Origin of the sequence: Thioclava sp. F36-7 (assembly GCF_002020075.1) — a bacterium.
In the GTDB taxonomy this organism is placed as follows: Bacteria; Pseudomonadota; Alphaproteobacteria; order Rhodobacterales; family Rhodobacteraceae; genus Thioclava; species Thioclava sediminum.
The window spans coordinates 21,115-38,122 of record NZ_MPZR01000007.1 but is presented as its reverse complement, the minus strand read 5'-3'; the positions used below and the strand labels follow the sequence as shown (position 1 = coordinate 38,122).

Sequence of the window (17,008 nt, the reverse complement as noted above, 5' to 3'; positions counted from 1 at the left end):
CTGAGAGCTGATTACTCGGTGCAGCCCATAATCTCGACCGCGCCGCGATCCGAGAGCACGGTGATGCGCAGATCGCTGGGGTCGAGGTCGAAGGGCTTCGCGTCCGGCGGCACGAAGTCGGCGCTGGTCACGAGCGTGTCGCCCTCACGGTGGCTGTCGGCCTCGGACACCCAGACCGGGCGCGAGGCGAGTTCCAGAAGCGCGTTTTCCGTGCCGATCGCGGGCGGCAAATCGACCCGCGCCGTCAACCGAACCCCATCCTTCATAGGCTCCGTCTCGCAGCGCGTCTGCGGGTCGATCTTGCGTGGCTCACGCGCGAGCGCGGCCTGAATTTTCGGGTCAGGCGTGCCGTCTCCGGTGACCTCGGTCTGCAGATGCAGGCTGACCGGAACACAGATATTGTCGCAGATCCCGATCATCACATCGGCTTTCAACTGCACCGGCTTGCCCGGATCTTTCGGCGTCACCGAAATCGGCAGCACGACGCCGTCGTGATAGCCGACGGTGCGCATGCCGGAAGACAGGAAGACTTCCGGCGCGGGCCAGTGGACCACGGCCGAGGCGAGATTGCTCGACCCGGTGAACTGAATCTGCGGCGGGATGCCCGCATCGCCAGGCGAGCGCCAATAGGTTTTCCAGCCGGGCGCGAGCGCGATCTCCAGCGCCGCCATGCGGGTGCCGTTCGCGCCTTTGCCGCCTGCGCGCAGTTGCGCCTGTTCCAGCCCCGGAGGCGTCGGCAGTGCGGGCATGGACGCGTCTTGCGGCGCGACCTGCTCTTGCGCGGCGATCTGCGCAACAGCTTCTTGGGCCGCCACGCCGAGCGGGCAGCAGCCAAGCAGGATCCCCATGACTGGTAACAAACGTGTCATATCTTTTACCTAGTCGCTTCCCTGCATGTTCAGAAGTCACAAACGCGACAGAAGCGTGCAACATTTTGTCCCGGCGCGCGGCAATGCGAAACAATTCCTGCGTCTGGCTTGAATAGACGCGCCGCTCGCGCCACCTTGAATAGAGATGGGATGCAACTGCGAAGGGGAGCGAGATGGACCTGACAGGCAAGTTTCTGATCGCGATGCCCGGTATGGGCGATCCGCGATTCGAGCATTCGGTGATCGCCGTCTGCGCCCATTCCGATGAGGGTGCGATGGGTCTGATCATCAACAAGCCCTTGCCGACGCCTGCCTTCTCGGACCTTCTCGAAAGCCTCGATATCGAACGACCCGGCGCGGATATCCGCTTCGATCAGCCGATCCTCTTTGGCGGCCCGGTCGAGACCGGGCGCGGCTTCGTGCTGCATTCGCCGGACTGGACGACCGGCGAGGGGCAAATGGAGGTCACCGACCGGCTGCGGATGACCGGCACGCGCGACATTCTCGAAGATATCGCGATGGGGCGCGGCCCGAACCAGGCGCTGATGGCGCTGGGCTATGCGGGCTGGGGGCCGGGGCAGCTGGAGGAGGAAATCCTCGACAATGGCTGGCTCACCGCCGACAGCGACGCCGACCTCGCGCTCGATGCCGAGCATGAGACCAAATGGGTGCGCGCGCTCGAAGGCATGGGGATCGACCCCCGGACGCTTTCGGCTGCGGCGGGGCACGCGTAAGGGGTGATTGGGTAGGGAGCTCTGCCCCCTCGGCGCGTCCGCGCCTCACCCCCGGGATATTTAAGCCAACACGAAGAGGCGATCAGTCGCGCGGGGCAGCCGCGCGGCGCAGGCGGTCGTTGATCGCACGCCCGAGGCCGGTCTCCGGGATCGGGGCGAAGGCGAGCGTGGCGAGGCCGCGCGTCTGGGCGAGCGCATCGCCCTTGCGCAGCATCGCGAAGAGGTTCGCCGCGGCCTCGGTCAGATCGCCGGAGAGCGAGAGGTTCAGATCGGCGGTCGGGCAATCGCCGCCGAAACCGATCCAGACCGCATCCGGGGGCGGTGCGGTCACATCCAGCAGCACGGCAGCGCCCGGCGCGTAATGCGATTTGAGCTGCCCCGGCGCGTTGGGCTTGGCCGCGTCGCCGCCGGTGGGCAGTGGCTGGCCGATCAGCGCCTCGATCTCTTCGGCGGCGACCCCGCCGGGGCGCAGCAGCGCGGGTGGATCGAGTGCGAGGATGGTGGATTCCACCCCGACCTCGCAGGGGCCACCATCGATCACCGCCGCGATCTTGCCGCCGAGCCCGTCCATCACATGCTGCGCCGTGGTCGGGCTGATCTTGCCTGATGGGTTGGCCGAGGGCGCGGCGAGCGGGCCGCCGAATTTGGTCAGCAGCGCGCGGGCGACCGGATGCGCGGGCAGGCGGATCGCGACCGTGTCATGCCCGGCTGTCACCAGATCGGAGAGCCCCGCATCGGGGCGCAGCGGCAGGACCAGCGTCAGCGGCCCCGGCCAGTAGCGCGCGGCGATCTCTCGTGCGGCGTCGGAGATCACGGCGATCTCTTCCGCGGCCTCGATCGAGGGCAGATGCACGATCAGCGGATTGAACTTCGGACGCCCCTTCGCCGCGAAAATCGCCGCCACCGCGCGGTCGTTGCGCGCATCACCTGCAAGCCCGTAGACCGTCTCGGTCGGCATTGCGACCAGTTCGCCCGCGCGCAGCAGGGCGGCTGCCTGCGCATAGCCCTCGGCATCGGCGGAAAGGAGTTTCGTGTCTTGGCTCATACAGTCGTGACGCAGCGTTGGAGTTGAAGGGGGCTGCCCTTGCGGTAGGGTATCGGCAACCCGACAGGACATAGACGCGCGCGCGGCAATTGCCAAGCTGCCCGGAGGAGACCCATGACTTACCGTTCCCCCGTCACCGATATTCGCTTCATCCTCGACCATGTCGTGCCACTGGCGCCGGTGGCGGCTACCGAGATGTTTGCCGAGGCGACCCCTGATATGGTCGAGGCGATCCTCACCGAAGGCGGCAAACTGTGCGACGAGGTGATCGCGCCGACCAATCGCGACGGCGATCTGACGCCCGCGAAACTGGAGAACGGGGTGGTGCGCTCGCCCGCCGGTTTCAAGGAGGCCTTCGCGGCGCTGGCCGAGGGCGGCTGGATCGGTATCGCGGCGGACCCGGAGCATGGCGGGATGGGCCTGCCGCAGGCGCTGAACGTCGGTTTCAACGACATGCTCTCGGGCGCGAACCTTTCGCTGCAGCTCAACCCGCTGCTGACGCAGGGCCAGATCGAGGCGCTGGAGCATCACGCCTCCGACGAGATCAAGGCGCTGTATCTGCCCAAGCTGATCTCCGGCGAGTGGTCGGGCACGATGAACCTGACCGAACCGGGGGCGGGCTCGGATGTCGGTGCGCTGAAGACGAAGGCGGTGCCGAACGATGATGGCACCTATGCGATCTCGGGGCAGAAGATTTTCATCACCTGGGGCGACAATGATTGCGTCGAGAATACCTGCCATCTCGTGCTGGCGCGTCTTCCCGATGCGGCCCCCGGCACGAAGGGCATCAGCCTCTTCATGGTGCCGAAGCTGATCCCGGATGCCGACGGTAAACCGGGCGTGGCGAACTCGCTGAAAGTGGTCTCGCTGGAGCACAAGCTCGGCATCCATGGCTCGCCTACCTGCGTGATGAGCTACGAGGGCGCGACCGGCTGGCTCGTCGGCGAAGAGAACAAGGGCATGGCCGCGATGTTCACGATGATGAACAACGCGCGTCTGAACGTGGGTGCGCAGGGCATCGGCGTGGCCGAGGCGGCCTATCAGCAGGCGCTGGCCTATGCGAAGGACCGGGTGCAGTTTGCGCCGATCGTCGAGCATGCCGATGTGCGCCGGATGCTGGCCGGCATGAAGGCCGAGATTTTCGCGGCACGCTCGATCGCGCTGGCCTGTGGCGTCGCGATCGACATGGGGCGCGCGACGAATGATGCGAATTGGCAGGCCCGCGCGGCGCTGCTGACGCCGATCGCGAAGGCTTACGGCACCGATATGGGCATCCGTGTGGCGTCGACCGGCGTGCAGGTGCATGGCGGCATGGGCTTCATCGAAGAGACCGGTGCGGCGCAATATCTGCGCGATGTGCGGATCACCACGATCTACGAGGGCACCAACGGCATTCAGGCGATGGACCTTGTCGGCCGCAAGATGATGGATGAGGGCAAAGCCGCCTTCCGTCTGCTGCAGGAGATCGAGGACGAGGCGCAGGGCGCGCGGGGCGATTTCCCGGTGCTGGCCGAAGACGTCTGGCAGGCCGCCGAGGAACTGCGCGAGCATACCGAGTGGATGGTCAGCCAAGGCATGCAGGACCGCTTCGCGGGGGCCGTGCCCTATCTCGACGCCTTCGCGCGGGTTCTGGGCGGCTATTACCACCTGCGTGCCGCGATGGCCGAGGGCCGCGATTCCGCGCGTGGTCACTTGGCTGCCGTCTATATCCGCCGCCTGATGCCCGCCTATGCGGCCTCGTTGGCCGAGGCGAAGGAAGGGGCGGAAGGGCTTTACGCGCTCAGCGTCGAAGATCTCGAGGCATGAGGGGCGAGGACGCCCGCGTGTCGATGAATGGCATCCGCTACCCTTGGGCGGAGCCGCCCGAGCCGGGCGGGGCGATCGAGGTCGCGCCCGGGGTGATGTGGATCCGTCTGCCGCTGCCGATGGCGCTCGACCACGTCAATTGCTTCGCGCTCGATGAGGGCGATGGCTGGGCGCTGGTCGATCCCGGGATCGACACGCGCAAATGCCGGACGGCGCTGCAGGCGGCGATGGATGGGCCGCTGGGTGGCAAGCCGGTCACCAAGGTTCTTGTGACGCATTACCACCCCGATCACATCGGGCTGGCGGGCTGGCTGCAGGAGCAGGGGGCCGAGCTGATCACGACCCGCACCTCGTGGCTGTTCGCGCGGATGCTGCAACTCGACCCGCAGGACCGGCCCGTGTCCGAGACGCTTGATTACTACCGGCGCGCCGGGATGGACCCGGCGCTTCTGGACAAGCGCGCCAACGAGCGGCCCTTCAACTTCGCCGATTGCGTCCATGCGCTGCCGCTTGGCTTCACCCGGATCGTGGAGGGCGACGAAATCACCCTCGGCGGGCGGCGTTGGGCGGTGAAGATGGGTGACGGGCACGCGCCCGAACACGCGACGCTGTGGAGCTTGGACGACGATCTGGTTCTGGGCGGCGATCAGCTTCTGCCGTCGATCTCGGCCAATCTGGGCGTCTATGCGACCGAACCCGAGGCCGATCCGCTGGCCGACTGGCTGACCTCCTGCGCGCGCTTTACCGAGATCGCGGAGGATCGTCACCTCGTGCTGCCCGGCCACAAGCTGCCCTTCACCGGGTTGCCGCTGCGGCTGCGCCAGATGATCGAGAACCACGAGGGCGCGCTGAAACGTCTGCGCAAGCATCTCGACACCCCGCGCACCGCCTGCGAGTGCTTCCCGCCGCTGTTCAAACGCCAGATCGACGAGAGCACCCACGGGCTCGCGATGGTCGAAGCGATGGCGCATCTCAACCATCTTTGGCACAAAGGGGAGGTGAGCCGCACCTTGCGAGAGGACGGCGCCTGGCTCTGGAGCCTGACATGACCGAGATACGCACCACCGCCGAAGCCCATGAGGAAGCCGCCCTTCCGAATGCGAAAGTGGTGCATACCTCGGAGAACGCGCCGAAGACCGCCGAGGTCAAACCGCTTCCGCCCGAGTTGGCGCGCGGACGGCCCGAGGATAAGAGCCCGGCGCAATGGGCCTATGAGCGGGTCCTGCTCTATATCCAGAACTTCGAAGAGCAGTTGCAGGAAGACGAGGAGGTCGTGCTTGGTCTCACCGGCGGCGAGGCGGGGGTGTTGCAGATCGAGGGGATCGGCTTTTTCGACCCCGACATCCTGACCTTCTACGGCACCGACGAATACGGCGCGCGCACGCAGCTCATCCAGCATTTAACATCTTCCCCTCCCTGAAGGGCGGGGATTTCCACTTCGGCCCAATGCGGCATCGAACCGCTCCGGGCCGAGATGAGTTGACGCTTCATGGGCGGCTGATGCCTGAGCCTCCACGTCCAGCAACGGAGCGTTCCCCCGTCGATCCTCGTCCCGGGCGAGGGCCCGGGCCAGGATATTCTTCGCCGCGTTGATATCGGCATTGGTTTGCGCGCCGCAGGCGGTGCATGCGAAGAGAGCTTGGCTCTCGCGGCTCCTCGCATCCACATGGCCGCATACGGCGCAGGTCTGGCTGGTGTAAGCGGCCGGGACCTTGATCAGGATCCCTCCCGTTTCCTCGAGCTTGTAGCCGAGCATGCGCTCCAGCGCATGCCAGCCGACGTTCAGAATCTCCCGGTTCAGCCCGGCTTTTTGCGCCACGTTACGCCCCGGCGCCTCCGCCGTGCCGCGCGCTGAACGGGTCATGGCGCCGATCTTGAGATCCTCGATCGCCACCAGCCCATGACCCCGCGCCAATCGGCGCGACAGCACATGGGCCAGGTGGGCCCGGGCCCGGGCGTCCCGCGCCCGCAGGGTGGCCAGGCGGCGGCGCGCCCGCGCATAGCGGGCCGATCCCCGCTTGCGGCGCGACAGCGTCTTCTGGGCGCGGCGGATCGCGGCCCGGCGCCGCTTCACCGTCTTCGGAAGATGGACCATCTCCCCGGTCGAAAGCGCGTAGGGCACGGCCACGCCGCGATCGATGCCCACGGCGGCGGCCGGAACCAGCCGCTCTTCGATCTCGCAGCGGGTTGCGATCGAGATCTCCCAGCCGCCGTCGGGGCGGCGCCGGAGCGTCGCGTTGCGGATCTCGACCGTGCCATCGGCCCGGGCGCGCAGCGGACGGGTGTCGCGATAGCGGATCCAGCCGATCTTCGGGATGCGGACCTCTGACCATTTTGCGTTCAATTTTCGCAGCGCGATCTCGCGGCCAACATGGCGGAAACTGTCCGCCGCGCCCCGCTTGCGCGGGCGCGGATATCCGGCCCGCCCCTCGAAAAAATTCGCATAGGCTCGATCGAGATCGATCAGGGCCTGGTTCTGCGCAGTCTGGCTGATGGCACGGATCCAGTCGAAGTCGCTACGAAGCTCTGAAAGCTCGCGCGAAAGACCTTTCGCACCGAAATTCCTTGGATCGCCGCCGGCAAAAGGCCGACCGCCCCATGTTCGCCGCTGCTCTAGCGCCAGATTGTAGACTAGGCGCGTGACGCCAGCCGTCTGCGCGAGCAGGACTTCCTGCTCCGGCGTCGGCTTGAGCCGGTAGACATGGCCACGGATCGTCTGCATAGTCAAATTATAACATTTGGTCTTAGGGTTCTCAATATGGAATATAGATCGGGAAGACAAGTTGTTAGCTACCTTCATGTCCACTTGGTCTTTGTAACCAAGTCCCGGCGTGGTCTTCTTGACGCTGATGCTCATCAGCGTCTTAAAGGTGCCTTCGAGAAAGTCGCCGCAGGCTTCGGCGCCACTGTGGTTGAATGCGATGGCGAGGACGATCACATGCATCTGTTGCTGGAGTATCCAGCAACAGTGCCGGTTGCGAAGCTTGTCAACTCATTGAAAGGGGTCGGGTCGCGGCTATTGCTGCGCGACCGTGAAGATTTGCGGCGCCGCAGCCCGAAGGGGCTTTGGTCGCCGAGTTACTTTGCCGCCAGCTGCGGCGGGCCGCCCCTCGATGTCATCCGCGACTATGTGCGGAAACAGAGAACGCCGACGGCATAAAACTGCCTTATCCCTCCCCGCCCTAAAGGACGGGGTTCCCGGGCATTGGGTGAACCAGCTCAACGTGATGCTGATCGCGCAGCCGAAACCGGTCGCGGACGAAGCGCCGCGCCGGATCGGCTTCCGGCTCGCCCGCGCGCTGGAAGAAGAAAATGCGTCTGACAGCGCGAACCCTCAAGACGAGGCGTGACAGCTTGTCGCGGCTCGGCTAGTTTCCCCTCTGGGAGACAGTGCAAAAGGGAGAACGCGCAATGGCCGAGTATAAACCGGGCAATATGGACATTCGTGACCAGGAGAGAACATTCAACGGTTTTGTTCGCTTCGTCACGGTTTCGGTGATTGTGATCATCTGCTTTCTGGTATTTCTCGCTCTTGTAGGCGGCTGACGCGACCGGCGGCAGCTGAAAGAGACACGCTTGGGAACGGGAGATCGGGCAGATGATGCGCGTGCTTCTTGTCTGCCTGATGCTGCCGCTTTTGCTAGCTGGCTGCGGGGCGGATAACATTTATGCCTCGGATGCCGAGGTCGCTAAATATCGCTATGTTTCCGACGAACCGCCTTCGGTTACGCTCTATACCGTGATCTCGACCAATACCGGGTCGGGCGGGCATTCGGCGCTGCTGATCAACGGGCGCGAGCGGATCATCTTCGATCCGGCAGGCACCTGGAATCATCCCTGGGCGCCCGAGCGCCACGATGTGCATTTTGGCATTACCGAGAAGATGCGGAAATTCTACATCGACTACCATGCCCGCGAGAGCTGGTATGTCCGCGCCCAGAAGCTTCCGATCACGATGGCGCAGGCCGATCAGCTGATGGCCCGCGTGGAGCGCAACGGCTCGGTCAACAAGATGATGTGCGCGGATTCGGTGTCGAGCGCGCTGCGCGACATGCCGTGGCTGCACGACAAGGTGCCCTTCACCTTCTCGCCGCTGAAATTGTCGAAGGCGTTCGGGCAGTTGCCGGGCGTGACCGAGAAGGATCACTACGACAACGATCCCGACGACAATTCCGGCGTGTTGATGATCCAGCAGCAGCCCTACAACCACGGCGACACCCAGTTCAGAGAGTGAACGGGCCTTCAGACATCGCCTCGCCTACGTGACAATGCGCGGGCGAGTGCGGGGCCCGCGACGAGCACGAGCAGGAAGCGGGCGATCTGCATCGCCATGACGAAGGGCACATCGACCTGTGTGCCCGCCGCGATGATCGCGACCGAATCCGCCCCGCCGGGGCTGGTGGCGAGATAGGCGGTCACTGGCTCGATCCCGGCAAAATAGACCAATCCCATTGCAAAGGCAGCGCAGAGTGCGATCAGGGCGATGATCGAGCCGAGGATGCGCGGCAGCAGCCTTGCGGCATGGCGCAGCACGGCGCGGGTGAAGCGCATCCCGATCCCCCAGCCGACCACCGCATAGCTGATCGCGAGCACGGTCTGGGGCAGGGTGATCTCCAGAAGGCCGGTGGCGCTCGCGATCAAGCCGAAGGCCATCGGCAGCAGCAGACCGCCACCCGGAATGCGCAGCCGCACGCCCAGAAACGCCGCCCCGATCCCGAGCGCGAGCGTCTCGACCGCGGCGACGACGTCCATCGGGCCTTGCTCGGCGAGCGCCGCGCCGACATCCCTAGCCTGCGCCACGCCGAAGATCTGCACGACGGCAGTGGCGGCAATCGCGCAGCAGGCGACGCGGGTATACTGCATCACGGCGACAAGGCGCATGTCGGCGCCGTAATCGTCCGACATCAGCGTCATCGCGGTCGCCGCGCCGGGGGAGGAGCCCCAGATCGCCGTCGTGCCGGGCAAGCCGCCCGCCCGCGCCATCACCCAGCCGAGCGCGCTCGCGCCGAGCACGGTGGAGAGCGTCCCGGCAAGGAAGATCGGCCAGTCGCGGGCGATCTCGGGGAGGATCGAGGCGGGAAGCTTCGAGGCGATCATCACGCCTACGACACCCTGCGCCGCGATGAAGCCCAGAGGCGGCAGCCGCACCGCCCCGCCGCTCGCGGCAAGCGCGATCGCGACCGCCATCGGCCCCAACAGAAGCGCCGCCGAGAGATGCGCGAGGCTCAGCGCGAAGGCCAGAAGCGCAGAGCCCGCGAGGAGGAAGGTCCAGCGCAATGCAGGAGGCCAGCGGTCGGGGGCGTATCGGAAGGGAGGCAATGAGCGCATAGGGGGCTTTGAAGACGGAAATCAGGTGCTTCCGAGCAGATAGGGCTCGTAGCGTCAAGCGCCCAGAGAAATAGGGGCGGAAATTGCCCGGCATATCGGCTTTGCGCAGCGCTCGTGGCAGAATCCCGCCAGAGCCCGCGCAGAGATCTGCCAGCTTTCTTGTCGCAGCGGTGTGAGTTGAATTGATCCCTGCGCGAAACCGGGCACCCTAGAGCCAGTCCCGCTTTCAATGCGGGCAATGACATATGGGAGGAAAGGATGTTCCAGAACATCAAGCTCGGCGCGCTGATCGCCGGGGCAGTGGCGCTGAGCGCGCCCGTCGCGAAAGCCGAAAACTTCATCAATATCCTCACCGGGGGCACCTCGGGCGTCTACTATCCGCTCGGCGTGGCGCTATCGGAAGTCTATGGCGAAACCATGCCCGACGCGCGCGTTCAGGTGCAGTCGACCAAGGCATCGGTCGAGAACCTCAACCTGCTCCAGCAGGGCCGGGGCGAGCTGGCCTTCGCGCTGGGGGATTCGGTGAAGGACGCTTGGGAGGGCAACCCGGAGGCAGGCTTCAAGGCGCCGCTGGGTAAGCTGCGCGCCATCGCGGCGATCTACCCGAACTTCATTCAGGTCGCGGCCCTCAAGGATGCGGGTGCCACCACGATCACCGATCTCAAGGGCAAGAGCCTCTCTGTCGGCGCCGCGAAATCGGGCACCGAGCTGAACGCGCGCAAGATCTTCGACGCGGCGGGCATGAGCTATGACGATCTGGGCAAGGTCGAGTATCTGCCGTTCTCGGAATCGGTCGAACTGATGAAGAACCGCCAGCTCGACGCGACCTTCCAATCCTCGGGTCTCGGCAACGCGGCGCTGAAGGACCTCTCGACGACGCAGGACGTGACCTTCGTCGCGATCCCGGCCGATATCGCCGAGAAACTGGGCGCGCCCTACAAGGCGGGCGTGATCCCGGCAGGCACCTATCCGGGCCAGGACGCGGACGTGCCGACCGTGGCGATCACCAATATCCTCGTGACCCGCGAAGGCGTGTCCGATGAGGAAGCCTACCAGATGACCAAGCAGCTCTTCGAGCATCTCGACACGCTCAAGGCGGCGCATTCGGCGGCGAATGGCATCTCGGCCGAGGCGGCGGTGCAGGGGCTTCCGATCCCGCTGCATCCGGGCGCCGAGCGTTACTACAAGGAAATCGGTATCCTGAAGTAACGCCGCGCAGACACATGGGGAGGGCGGCGCGCTCGGGCGGGTCGCCCTCGCCTTTCGAGGGAGGAGAGAGTGATGGATATGGATAAGGAAGCGGCGGTCGATGCCGTGGTGCATGACCCGCTGGCAGACGGGTTCCCGCATAGCCGCGAGGGGCGCGTGCTTTTCTGGCTCGCGGTGGCCTTCTCGGTCTGGCAGATCGCCTTCGCCGCGCATGTGATCAACCCCTCGAGCCAGATCGCGCGGGCAGTCCATGTGGGCTTCCTGCTGGCGCTTGGCTTCCCGCTCCTCTCGCTTGCCAAGGGCTACGGCCCGCTCGGGCGTTCCATCGCCTACCTTCTGGCTGCCGGTGGCGTCGCCGTCGCCGCCTATCAATGGATCGAATACACGCCGCTCCTGCTGCGCGCGGGCGATCCGAACACGCTCGATCTCGTGGTCGGCGTGGTGCTTCTGATCACCGTCTTCACCGCTGCCTGGATGCTGATGGGCCCGGCGCTTCCGATCATCGCAGGCACGTTCTTCGCCTATGCGATGTTTGGGCAATACCTGCCCTCGCCGCTCAACCATCGCGGCTACGCGTTCGAGCAGGTGATCGAGCAGATGAGCTTCGGCACCGAAGGGATCTACGGCATCCCGACCTATGTCTCGGCGACCTATATCTTCCTCTTCATCCTTTTCGGTTCGTTCCTTGAGAAAGCCGGGATGATCAAGCTCTTCACCGATGTCTCGCTCGGCATGGTCGGCCACAAGATGGGCGGCGCGGCAAAGGTCTCGGTGCTGTCCTCGGGGCTGATGGGCACGATCTCGGGCTCGGGCGTGGCCAATGTCGTCACCACCGGGCAATTCACCATTCCGCTGATGAAGCGCTTCGGCTATCGCCCGGCCTTCGCGGGGGGCGTCGAGGCGACCTCCTCGATGGGCGGGCAGATCATGCCGCCGGTGATGGGGGCGGTGGCCTTCATCATGGCCGAGACGCTGGGCGTCGATTACGTCGAGGTGGTCAAAGCCGCGTTGATCCCGGCGATCCTCTATTTCGCGGGCGCGTTCTGGATGGTCCATCTGGAGGCGGGCAAGCGCGACCTGCGCGGCCTCGCGAAATCCGAACTGCCCTCCCCACGCAAGGCGCTGAAAGAGGGCTGGTATCTGCTGCTTCCGCTCGCCGTGCTCGTCTACCTGCTGTTCACAGGCTACACGCCCCTGTTCGCTGGCACCGTGGGCCTGTCGCTGACGGGGCTGCTGATCCTCGGCGGCTCGGTCGCGCTGGGGCTGCCCAATCAGGTGCTGCGCACGATCTTCTGGGTGGTGATTGCGCTGGTCGCTGCCGCCTTCTTCGAGATCGGCATCTGGGCGGTGCTGGGCGCCGTGGCCGTTCTGGTCGCGATCAATGCTTTCAACAAGGGCGGGCGCGAGACGCTGGCGATCTGCCGCGACAGCCTCGCCGATGGCGCGCGCACCGCGCTGCCCGTGGGGATCGCCTGCGCGCTGGTTGGCGTGATCATCGGGGTGATGACCCTGACGGGGGCTGCCACGACCTTCGGCCAGTTCATCGTGGGCGTCGGCAAGTCGAGCCTGTTCCTGTCGCTGATCCTGACGATGATCACCTGTATCGTGCTCGGCATGGGGATTCCAACGATCCCGAACTATATCATCACCTCTTCGATTGCGGGTCCGGCGCTGCTCGACCTCGGCGTGCCGCTGATCGTGAGCCATATGTTCGTCTTCTATTTCGGCATTCTTGCGGATCTGACACCACCGGTCGCGCTCGCCTGTTTCGCCGCGGCGCCAATCGCGAAGGAAAGCGGCCTGAGGATCAGTTTCGAGGCGATCAAGGTCGCCGCGGCTGGCTTCGTCGTGCCCTTCATGGCGGTCTATACGCCCGCGCTGATGCTGCAGGATGGCGGCCCGCTCGCCGCAGCGATCGGCTACTGGCCTGCCGTCGCCTATGTCGTCATCAAGGCGCTGCTGGCGCTCGCGCTCTGGGGCGTGGCGGTGATCGGCTGGCTGGGTCGCCCGCTGGCGCTGTGGGAACGTGCGCTGGCGATGGTCGCGGGCTTCACCCTGATCGCGGCGCTGCCGCTGACCGACGAGATCGGCTTCGCGCTGGTTGTGGCCTTTGGCGCGACGCTCTGGCTGCGCCGCGCGCGGGCCACGGCATGAGCGCGACCTGCCTCATGGTTGGGGCTGCGATGATCGCGCTGGCGCCCTCGGGCCAGTTCTCGCTGGAATGGACCCATTCGGTCGAGAAAGAGGGCTGGCGCGAACATTGGCAGGTGACCGATCACGACACGCTGCGCCTTGTGGGCGCGGCGGTGAAAGGCTCGGGCGCGGGGATGGAGCCGGGCCCGGGCGGGCATTTCGAGGATGGCTGGTGGGTCTGGAGCACGACCGGCCCCGAAGTGCCCGATCTGGAACTGGCAGCCTCGGGGGCGACGGTCTCGGGCTGGACTTTGTGCTCGGTCGATTGTCAGGTGATCGGAGCCGTGCGCGAGGCACCGATCCGGATCGCGCCTTGCCCCGCCGAGCCGGGCGACGGTTAAGAGCGATCGAGAGGGAGGGCGCATGGCCAAGCCTGCCGCGCGCATGACATTCTGGCGGGTGATCGCGGTTTGCGCGATCTCCGTCGCAGCGGCTGTGGGCGCGTGGCGCATCGCGCTGTCGGGTATCGACGCGCGGCTCGATCGCAGCCTGATCCTGACCCTGCGCGCGCTGGAAACTGAGATTGACCGCTTCCGCTACCTGCCCGCCGTGGTGGGGCAGGATGCCCGCATCCGCGCCGTGATCGGCACGCCCGATGCACCCGGCGCGGATCTCGCGGCGAACCGCTACCTTGCCGAGGTGCTGGGGCTCTCGGGGGCCGATCAGCTTTACCTGATGGACGGGCAGGGGGTGACGCTGGCGGCCTCGAACTGGGACAGCCCGGCCTCTTTCGTAGGCCACGACTACAGCTTCCGCCCCTATTTCCGCGATGCGATCGCCACCGGGCAGGGCGCCTTCTACGCGATCGGCGTGACCACCGGGGTTCCGGGGTATTTCCTGTCCGCGCGGATCGGAGATCGCGATGGTCCGCCCGGTGTGGTGGTGGTGAAGGTCGATCTCGACCCGCTGCAACAGGCCTGGGCGCAGGCGGGCCAAGCGGTGGCGGTGGCCGATCCCGATGGGGTCGTGTTTCTCTCGGGCAATCCCGACTGGCTCTATCACCCGCTCCATCCGCTCGCCCCCGAGGCCCGCGCGCGGCTGGCAGATCTGAAGACCTATCCCGGGCGCGATCCGGCGACACAGGGGCCGCTGATGCAAGGCAGCGCCGCGTGGATGTTCGATGCGAGCGGCGCGCGGCTGCGCAGCCAGACTGCTGCTTTCGGTGAGGGCTGGACGGTGGTGGCCGCAGCCCCGGTGCAGCCCGCGATGCTCTCGGCGCTGATCGCGGGAGTGACGGCGGCGCTGGCCTCGGTGCTGGGTCTGGCGCTGGCGAAAACGCAGGCGCAGCGGCGGCAGCTCGTGGCGCTGCGCCTGCGCCAATCTGAGATGCTGGAGCGCAAGGTGGCCGAGCGCACCCGCGCCCTTGGCCGCGAGATCGAGGCGCGTCGGCAGACCGAGGCGGAACTGCGCGCCGCCCAGGAAGGCTTGATCCATTCCGAGAAGATGGCCGCGCTTGGCCGGATGTCGGCGGCGATCGTGCATGAGGTCAGCCAACCGCTCGCCGCGATGGAGGCGACGCTTGCCGCCGCCGAGATGGGCGCCGCACGCAGCACCGAAAAGACGGTCGCCCGCATCGAGACCGCGCGCAACCTGATCCGGCGGATGCAGCGCACGATCAAGCATCTCAAAAGCTTCTCGCGCAAGGACACCGCCGCGCTGGAGCGGATCGAGATCGGCGCGGTGGCGGCGAGCGCGCTGGAGCTGGTCGCACCGCGCGCCCGTGCGCTGGGGATCAAGCCGCGCGTGGTCGTGCCCGATGGTCCGCTCTATGCCAATGCGGGGCGTGTGCGGCTGGAACAGGTGCTGGTGAACCTGCTGCTGAATGCGCTCGATGCGGTTGAGGGCCAGCCCGCGCCCGAAGTAGAGCTGCGTCTGGAAGGCGCGGAAAATGAACTGCACCTGTGCGTCCGCGACAACGGCCCCGGCATCGCCCCCGAAGACGTGCGGCGCGTGACCGAGCCGTTCTTCTCGACCAAAGACGACGGCGCGGGGCTTGGCCTCGGCCTTGCGATCTCGCAGGCGATCCTCTCCGAGATCGGCGGGCGGCTCGATATCCGCTCGACGCCGGGGGAGGGCACGCAGATGATCGTGACGCTCACACGGGTGCGCGAGAAGGAGCCGGTATGACCGCACTGATCCATGTCGTGGAAGATGATGACGACCACCGCGCGGCGCTCGCCGATCTAATCGAGGCGGGCGGCTATGACTGCGAGGGGTTTGCCAATGCGCAGGCGGCGCTCGATGCGCCCGCGCTGCCCGATCTGGTGGTCAGCGATCTGCGGATGCCGGGGATCGACGGGTTTGGCCTGCTGGAGGCGCTCAAGGCGCGCAGTCCCGATCTGCCGGTCTTGATGATCACCGGGCATGGCGATGTCTCGCATGCGGTGAAGGCGATGCAATTGGGCGCCGAAGATTTCCTCGAGAAACCCTATGACGCGCGCCATCTGCTGGCGGTGGTCGACCGGGCGCTGCGGGCGCGGGCGACGCGCGCTGAGTTGGGGCGGCTGCAGGACGAGATCGCGCGGCGCGACGGGGCGGAGATCCTCGGCCAGTCGGCGGCGATCGCGGCGCTGCGCGCGCGAATCACGGCGCTCGGGCCTTTGGAGATCGACCTTGTGGTGACGGGCGAGACCGGGACGGGGAAGGAGCTGGTGGCCCGTGCGCTCCATGCGGCGAGCCCGCGCGCGGAGGGGCCGTTCGTCGCGCTCAATTGCGCGGCGCTGCCCGAGACCCTGTTCGAGATCGAGATTTTCGGCCATGTCGCGGGGGCCTTCCCCGGCGCGCAGGACAAGCCCGGCAAGCTGGAGGCGGCCTCGGGTGGCACGCTGGTGCTCGACGAGGTCGAGGCTATGCCGGCGGCGGTGCAGCCGAAATTGCTGCGCGCCTTGCAGGAACGTCAGGTGGAGCGGCTGGGCGAAAACCGCCTGCGCCCGCTCGACCTGCGGATCATCGCTCTGACGAAATCGGACCTGCGCGCACGCACGCTCGATGACAGCTTCCGCGCCGATCTGTTCTATCGCCTCGCCGGGGCCGAGATCACGCTCGATCCGCTGCGCTCTCTGGGCGAGGATATCGTTCTGCTGTTTCGTCATTTCGCGGAGCTTTCGGCACGCCGCTATGGCCGCGAGGTCCCGGACCTGCCCTATAGCTTGCGCGAACAGCTCAAGCGCCGCCCCTGGCCCGGCAATGTCCGCGAACTGAAAGCGGCGGCGGAACGCTTCGCGCTGGGCCTTGATCTGCCCGATGCGCCGACCGAGGCACCCTCGGCCCCGCAAAGCCTCGCCGACAAGGTCGCGGCCTATGAGGCGCGCGAAATCAGCGCCACGCTCGAACGCTGCCGGGGCAATACCGAACGGGCCGCCCAGGCGCTCGGCATCGCGCGGCGCACGCTCAACGACAAGATCAGCCGCTACGGGATTCGCGCCGATTAGGCGGTGGTTTTAATCGGGGAGGGGGAAGTGGTGCTGCTGGAGAGACTTGAACTCTCGACCTCTCCCTTACCAAGGGAGTGCTCTACCGCTGAGCTACAGCAGCGCCGGTTTTCGGTCCGTCGCTTCGACCGTGGCGGGGATTTAGACGCAATCGCGCGGGGGTGCAAGGGCAAATCTTGCTCTCTCTCGACAGGATTTCACAGGCGGGTTAAACGAGGCGCCATGACAGGCGGAAAGAAAGATGGATCGGGCACGTCCCGCGATGCGGAATTGAGCCGCGAAGAGCGTCGGGCGCAGGCGTTGCGCGCGAATCTGCAGCGGCGCAAGGCGCAGGCGCGCGCCCGCAAATCCGAATCCAAGCCGCCGAATAACAACGAATCCGAGGGCAGTTGA

The 17,008-nt window shown here is 66.2% G+C and carries 18 protein-coding genes and 1 tRNA gene; 14 read left to right on the top strand and 5 right to left on the bottom strand.

Going from position 1 to position 17,008, the window contains the following annotated elements; translation table 11 throughout:
* Nucleotides 1-11 precede the first annotated feature (11 nt).
* On the bottom strand, nt 12-869 hold the full coding sequence (locus BMI89_RS13785) for a protein-disulfide reductase DsbD domain-containing protein (RefSeq protein ID WP_078545350.1): 858 nt from the start codon (nt 867-869) through the stop codon (nt 12-14).
* 173 nt (nt 870-1,042) lie between these two features.
* Here BMI89_RS13785 and BMI89_RS13780 point away from each other — a divergent pair, with 173 nt between their 5' ends.
* On the top strand, nt 1,043-1,603 hold the full coding sequence (locus BMI89_RS13780; protein ID WP_078521749.1) for a YqgE/AlgH family protein: 561 nt from the start codon (nt 1,043-1,045) through the stop codon (nt 1,601-1,603).
* An 82-nt stretch (nt 1,604-1,685) separates the two neighbouring features.
* Here BMI89_RS13780 and BMI89_RS13775 read toward each other — a convergent pair whose 3' ends face one another.
* Nucleotides 1,686-2,648: an L-threonylcarbamoyladenylate synthase gene (locus BMI89_RS13775; protein ID WP_078571367.1), complete on the bottom strand. Its 963-nt coding sequence runs from the start codon at nt 2,646-2,648 to the stop codon at nt 1,686-1,688.
* A 114-nt stretch (nt 2,649-2,762) separates the two neighbouring features.
* On the opposite strand from BMI89_RS13775, the gene BMI89_RS13770 reads away from it, so the two are divergent.
* From BMI89_RS13770 to BMI89_RS13760, 3 genes are read left to right on the top strand one after another with little or no spacing between them, the layout of a single operon-like run.
* Nucleotides 2,763-4,454, top strand: a complete 1,692-nt coding sequence (locus BMI89_RS13770) for an acyl-CoA dehydrogenase (protein WP_078571365.1) — start codon at nt 2,763-2,765, stop codon at nt 4,452-4,454.
* Nucleotides 4,451-5,503 (top strand): MBL fold metallo-hydrolase, encoded by a 1,053-nt coding sequence (locus tag BMI89_RS13765; protein ID WP_246832036.1) that lies wholly within the window; start codon nt 4,451-4,453, stop codon nt 5,501-5,503. Before BMI89_RS13770 ends, BMI89_RS13765 begins: the two co-directional genes overlap by 4 nt.
* Nucleotides 5,500-5,874 carry a hypothetical protein gene (locus BMI89_RS13760; RefSeq protein ID WP_078571364.1) on the top strand — a complete coding sequence of 125 codons (375 nt, stop codon included), beginning with the start codon at nt 5,500-5,502 and terminating at the stop codon, nt 5,872-5,874. Before BMI89_RS13765 ends, BMI89_RS13760 begins: the two co-directional genes overlap by 4 nt.
* On the opposite strand, the gene BMI89_RS13755 is transcribed toward BMI89_RS13760, so the two are convergent.
* Entirely contained in the window at nt 5,854-7,176 is a 1,323-nt protein-coding gene (locus tag BMI89_RS13755) for an RNA-guided endonuclease TnpB family protein (protein ID WP_210402162.1), read from the bottom strand. The genes BMI89_RS13760 and BMI89_RS13755 overlap by 21 nt on opposite strands.
* 36 nt (nt 7,177-7,212) lie before the next feature.
* Between BMI89_RS13755 and tnpA the strand changes: the two genes are divergently transcribed.
* The 4 genes from tnpA to BMI89_RS13740 all read left to right on the top strand — a co-directional run bounded on the left by tnpA (nt 7,213) and on the right by BMI89_RS13740 (nt 8,688).
* Nucleotides 7,213-7,614, top strand: a complete 402-nt coding sequence (gene tnpA, locus BMI89_RS13750; RefSeq protein ID WP_078571636.1) for an IS200/IS605 family transposase — start codon at nt 7,213-7,215, stop codon at nt 7,612-7,614.
* A 49-nt stretch (nt 7,615-7,663) separates the two neighbouring features.
* The gene (locus BMI89_RS20895; protein WP_165756968.1) at nt 7,664-7,804 is read left to right on the top strand and encodes a hypothetical protein; all 141 of its coding nucleotides are present in this window, start codon (nt 7,664-7,666) and stop codon (nt 7,802-7,804) included.
* 61 nt (nt 7,805-7,865) lie between these two features.
* Nucleotides 7,866-8,000, top strand: coding sequence for an aa3-type cytochrome c oxidase subunit IV (locus BMI89_RS13745; RefSeq protein WP_078545360.1), 135 nt, complete (start codon nt 7,866-7,868; stop codon nt 7,998-8,000).
* A 52-nt stretch (nt 8,001-8,052) separates the two neighbouring features.
* A complete protein-coding gene (locus BMI89_RS13740; protein ID WP_246832035.1) occupies nt 8,053-8,688 on the top strand; it encodes a hypothetical protein in 636 nt (211 codons plus the stop codon).
* Between the two features lie 8 nt (nt 8,689-8,696).
* On the opposite strand, the gene BMI89_RS13735 is transcribed toward BMI89_RS13740, so the two are convergent.
* Nucleotides 8,697-9,731 carry an AbrB family transcriptional regulator gene (locus BMI89_RS13735; RefSeq protein WP_246832034.1) on the bottom strand — a complete coding sequence of 345 codons (1,035 nt, stop codon included), beginning with the start codon at nt 9,729-9,731 and terminating at the stop codon, nt 8,697-8,699.
* A 309-nt stretch (nt 9,732-10,040) separates the two neighbouring features.
* Here BMI89_RS13735 and BMI89_RS13730 point away from each other — a divergent pair, with 309 nt between their 5' ends.
* From BMI89_RS13730 to BMI89_RS13710, 5 genes are all read left to right on the top strand, one after another.
* The gene (locus BMI89_RS13730) at nt 10,041-10,991 is read left to right on the top strand and encodes a TAXI family TRAP transporter solute-binding subunit (RefSeq protein ID WP_078521742.1); all 951 of its coding nucleotides are present in this window, start codon (nt 10,041-10,043) and stop codon (nt 10,989-10,991) included.
* A 72-nt stretch (nt 10,992-11,063) separates the two neighbouring features.
* Nucleotides 11,064-13,145, top strand: a complete 2,082-nt coding sequence (locus tag BMI89_RS13725; RefSeq protein WP_143593913.1) for a TRAP transporter permease — start codon at nt 11,064-11,066, stop codon at nt 13,143-13,145.
* Nucleotides 13,142-13,525 (top strand): DUF1850 domain-containing protein, encoded by a 384-nt coding sequence (locus BMI89_RS13720; protein WP_078540176.1) that lies wholly within the window; start codon nt 13,142-13,144, stop codon nt 13,523-13,525. Before BMI89_RS13725 ends, BMI89_RS13720 begins: the two co-directional genes overlap by 4 nt.
* 22 nt (nt 13,526-13,547) lie before the next feature.
* Complete coding sequence (locus BMI89_RS13715; RefSeq protein ID WP_078571362.1) at nt 13,548-15,311, top strand: ATP-binding protein; 1,764 nt, start codon at nt 13,548-13,550, stop codon at nt 15,309-15,311.
* The gene (locus BMI89_RS13710) at nt 15,308-16,615 is read left to right on the top strand and encodes a sigma-54 dependent transcriptional regulator (RefSeq protein ID WP_078571360.1); all 1,308 of its coding nucleotides are present in this window, start codon (nt 15,308-15,310) and stop codon (nt 16,613-16,615) included. Before BMI89_RS13715 ends, BMI89_RS13710 begins: the two co-directional genes overlap by 4 nt.
* Before the next feature lie 28 nt (nt 16,616-16,643).
* On the opposite strand, the gene BMI89_RS13705 is transcribed toward BMI89_RS13710, so the two are convergent.
* Nucleotides 16,644-16,718, bottom strand: a tRNA-Thr gene (locus BMI89_RS13705).
* 119 nt (nt 16,719-16,837) lie between these two features.
* Between BMI89_RS13705 and BMI89_RS20890 the strand changes: the two genes are divergently transcribed.
* Nucleotides 16,838-17,008: a hypothetical protein gene (locus tag BMI89_RS20890; RefSeq protein ID WP_165756964.1), complete on the top strand. Its 171-nt coding sequence runs from the start codon at nt 16,838-16,840 to the stop codon at nt 17,006-17,008.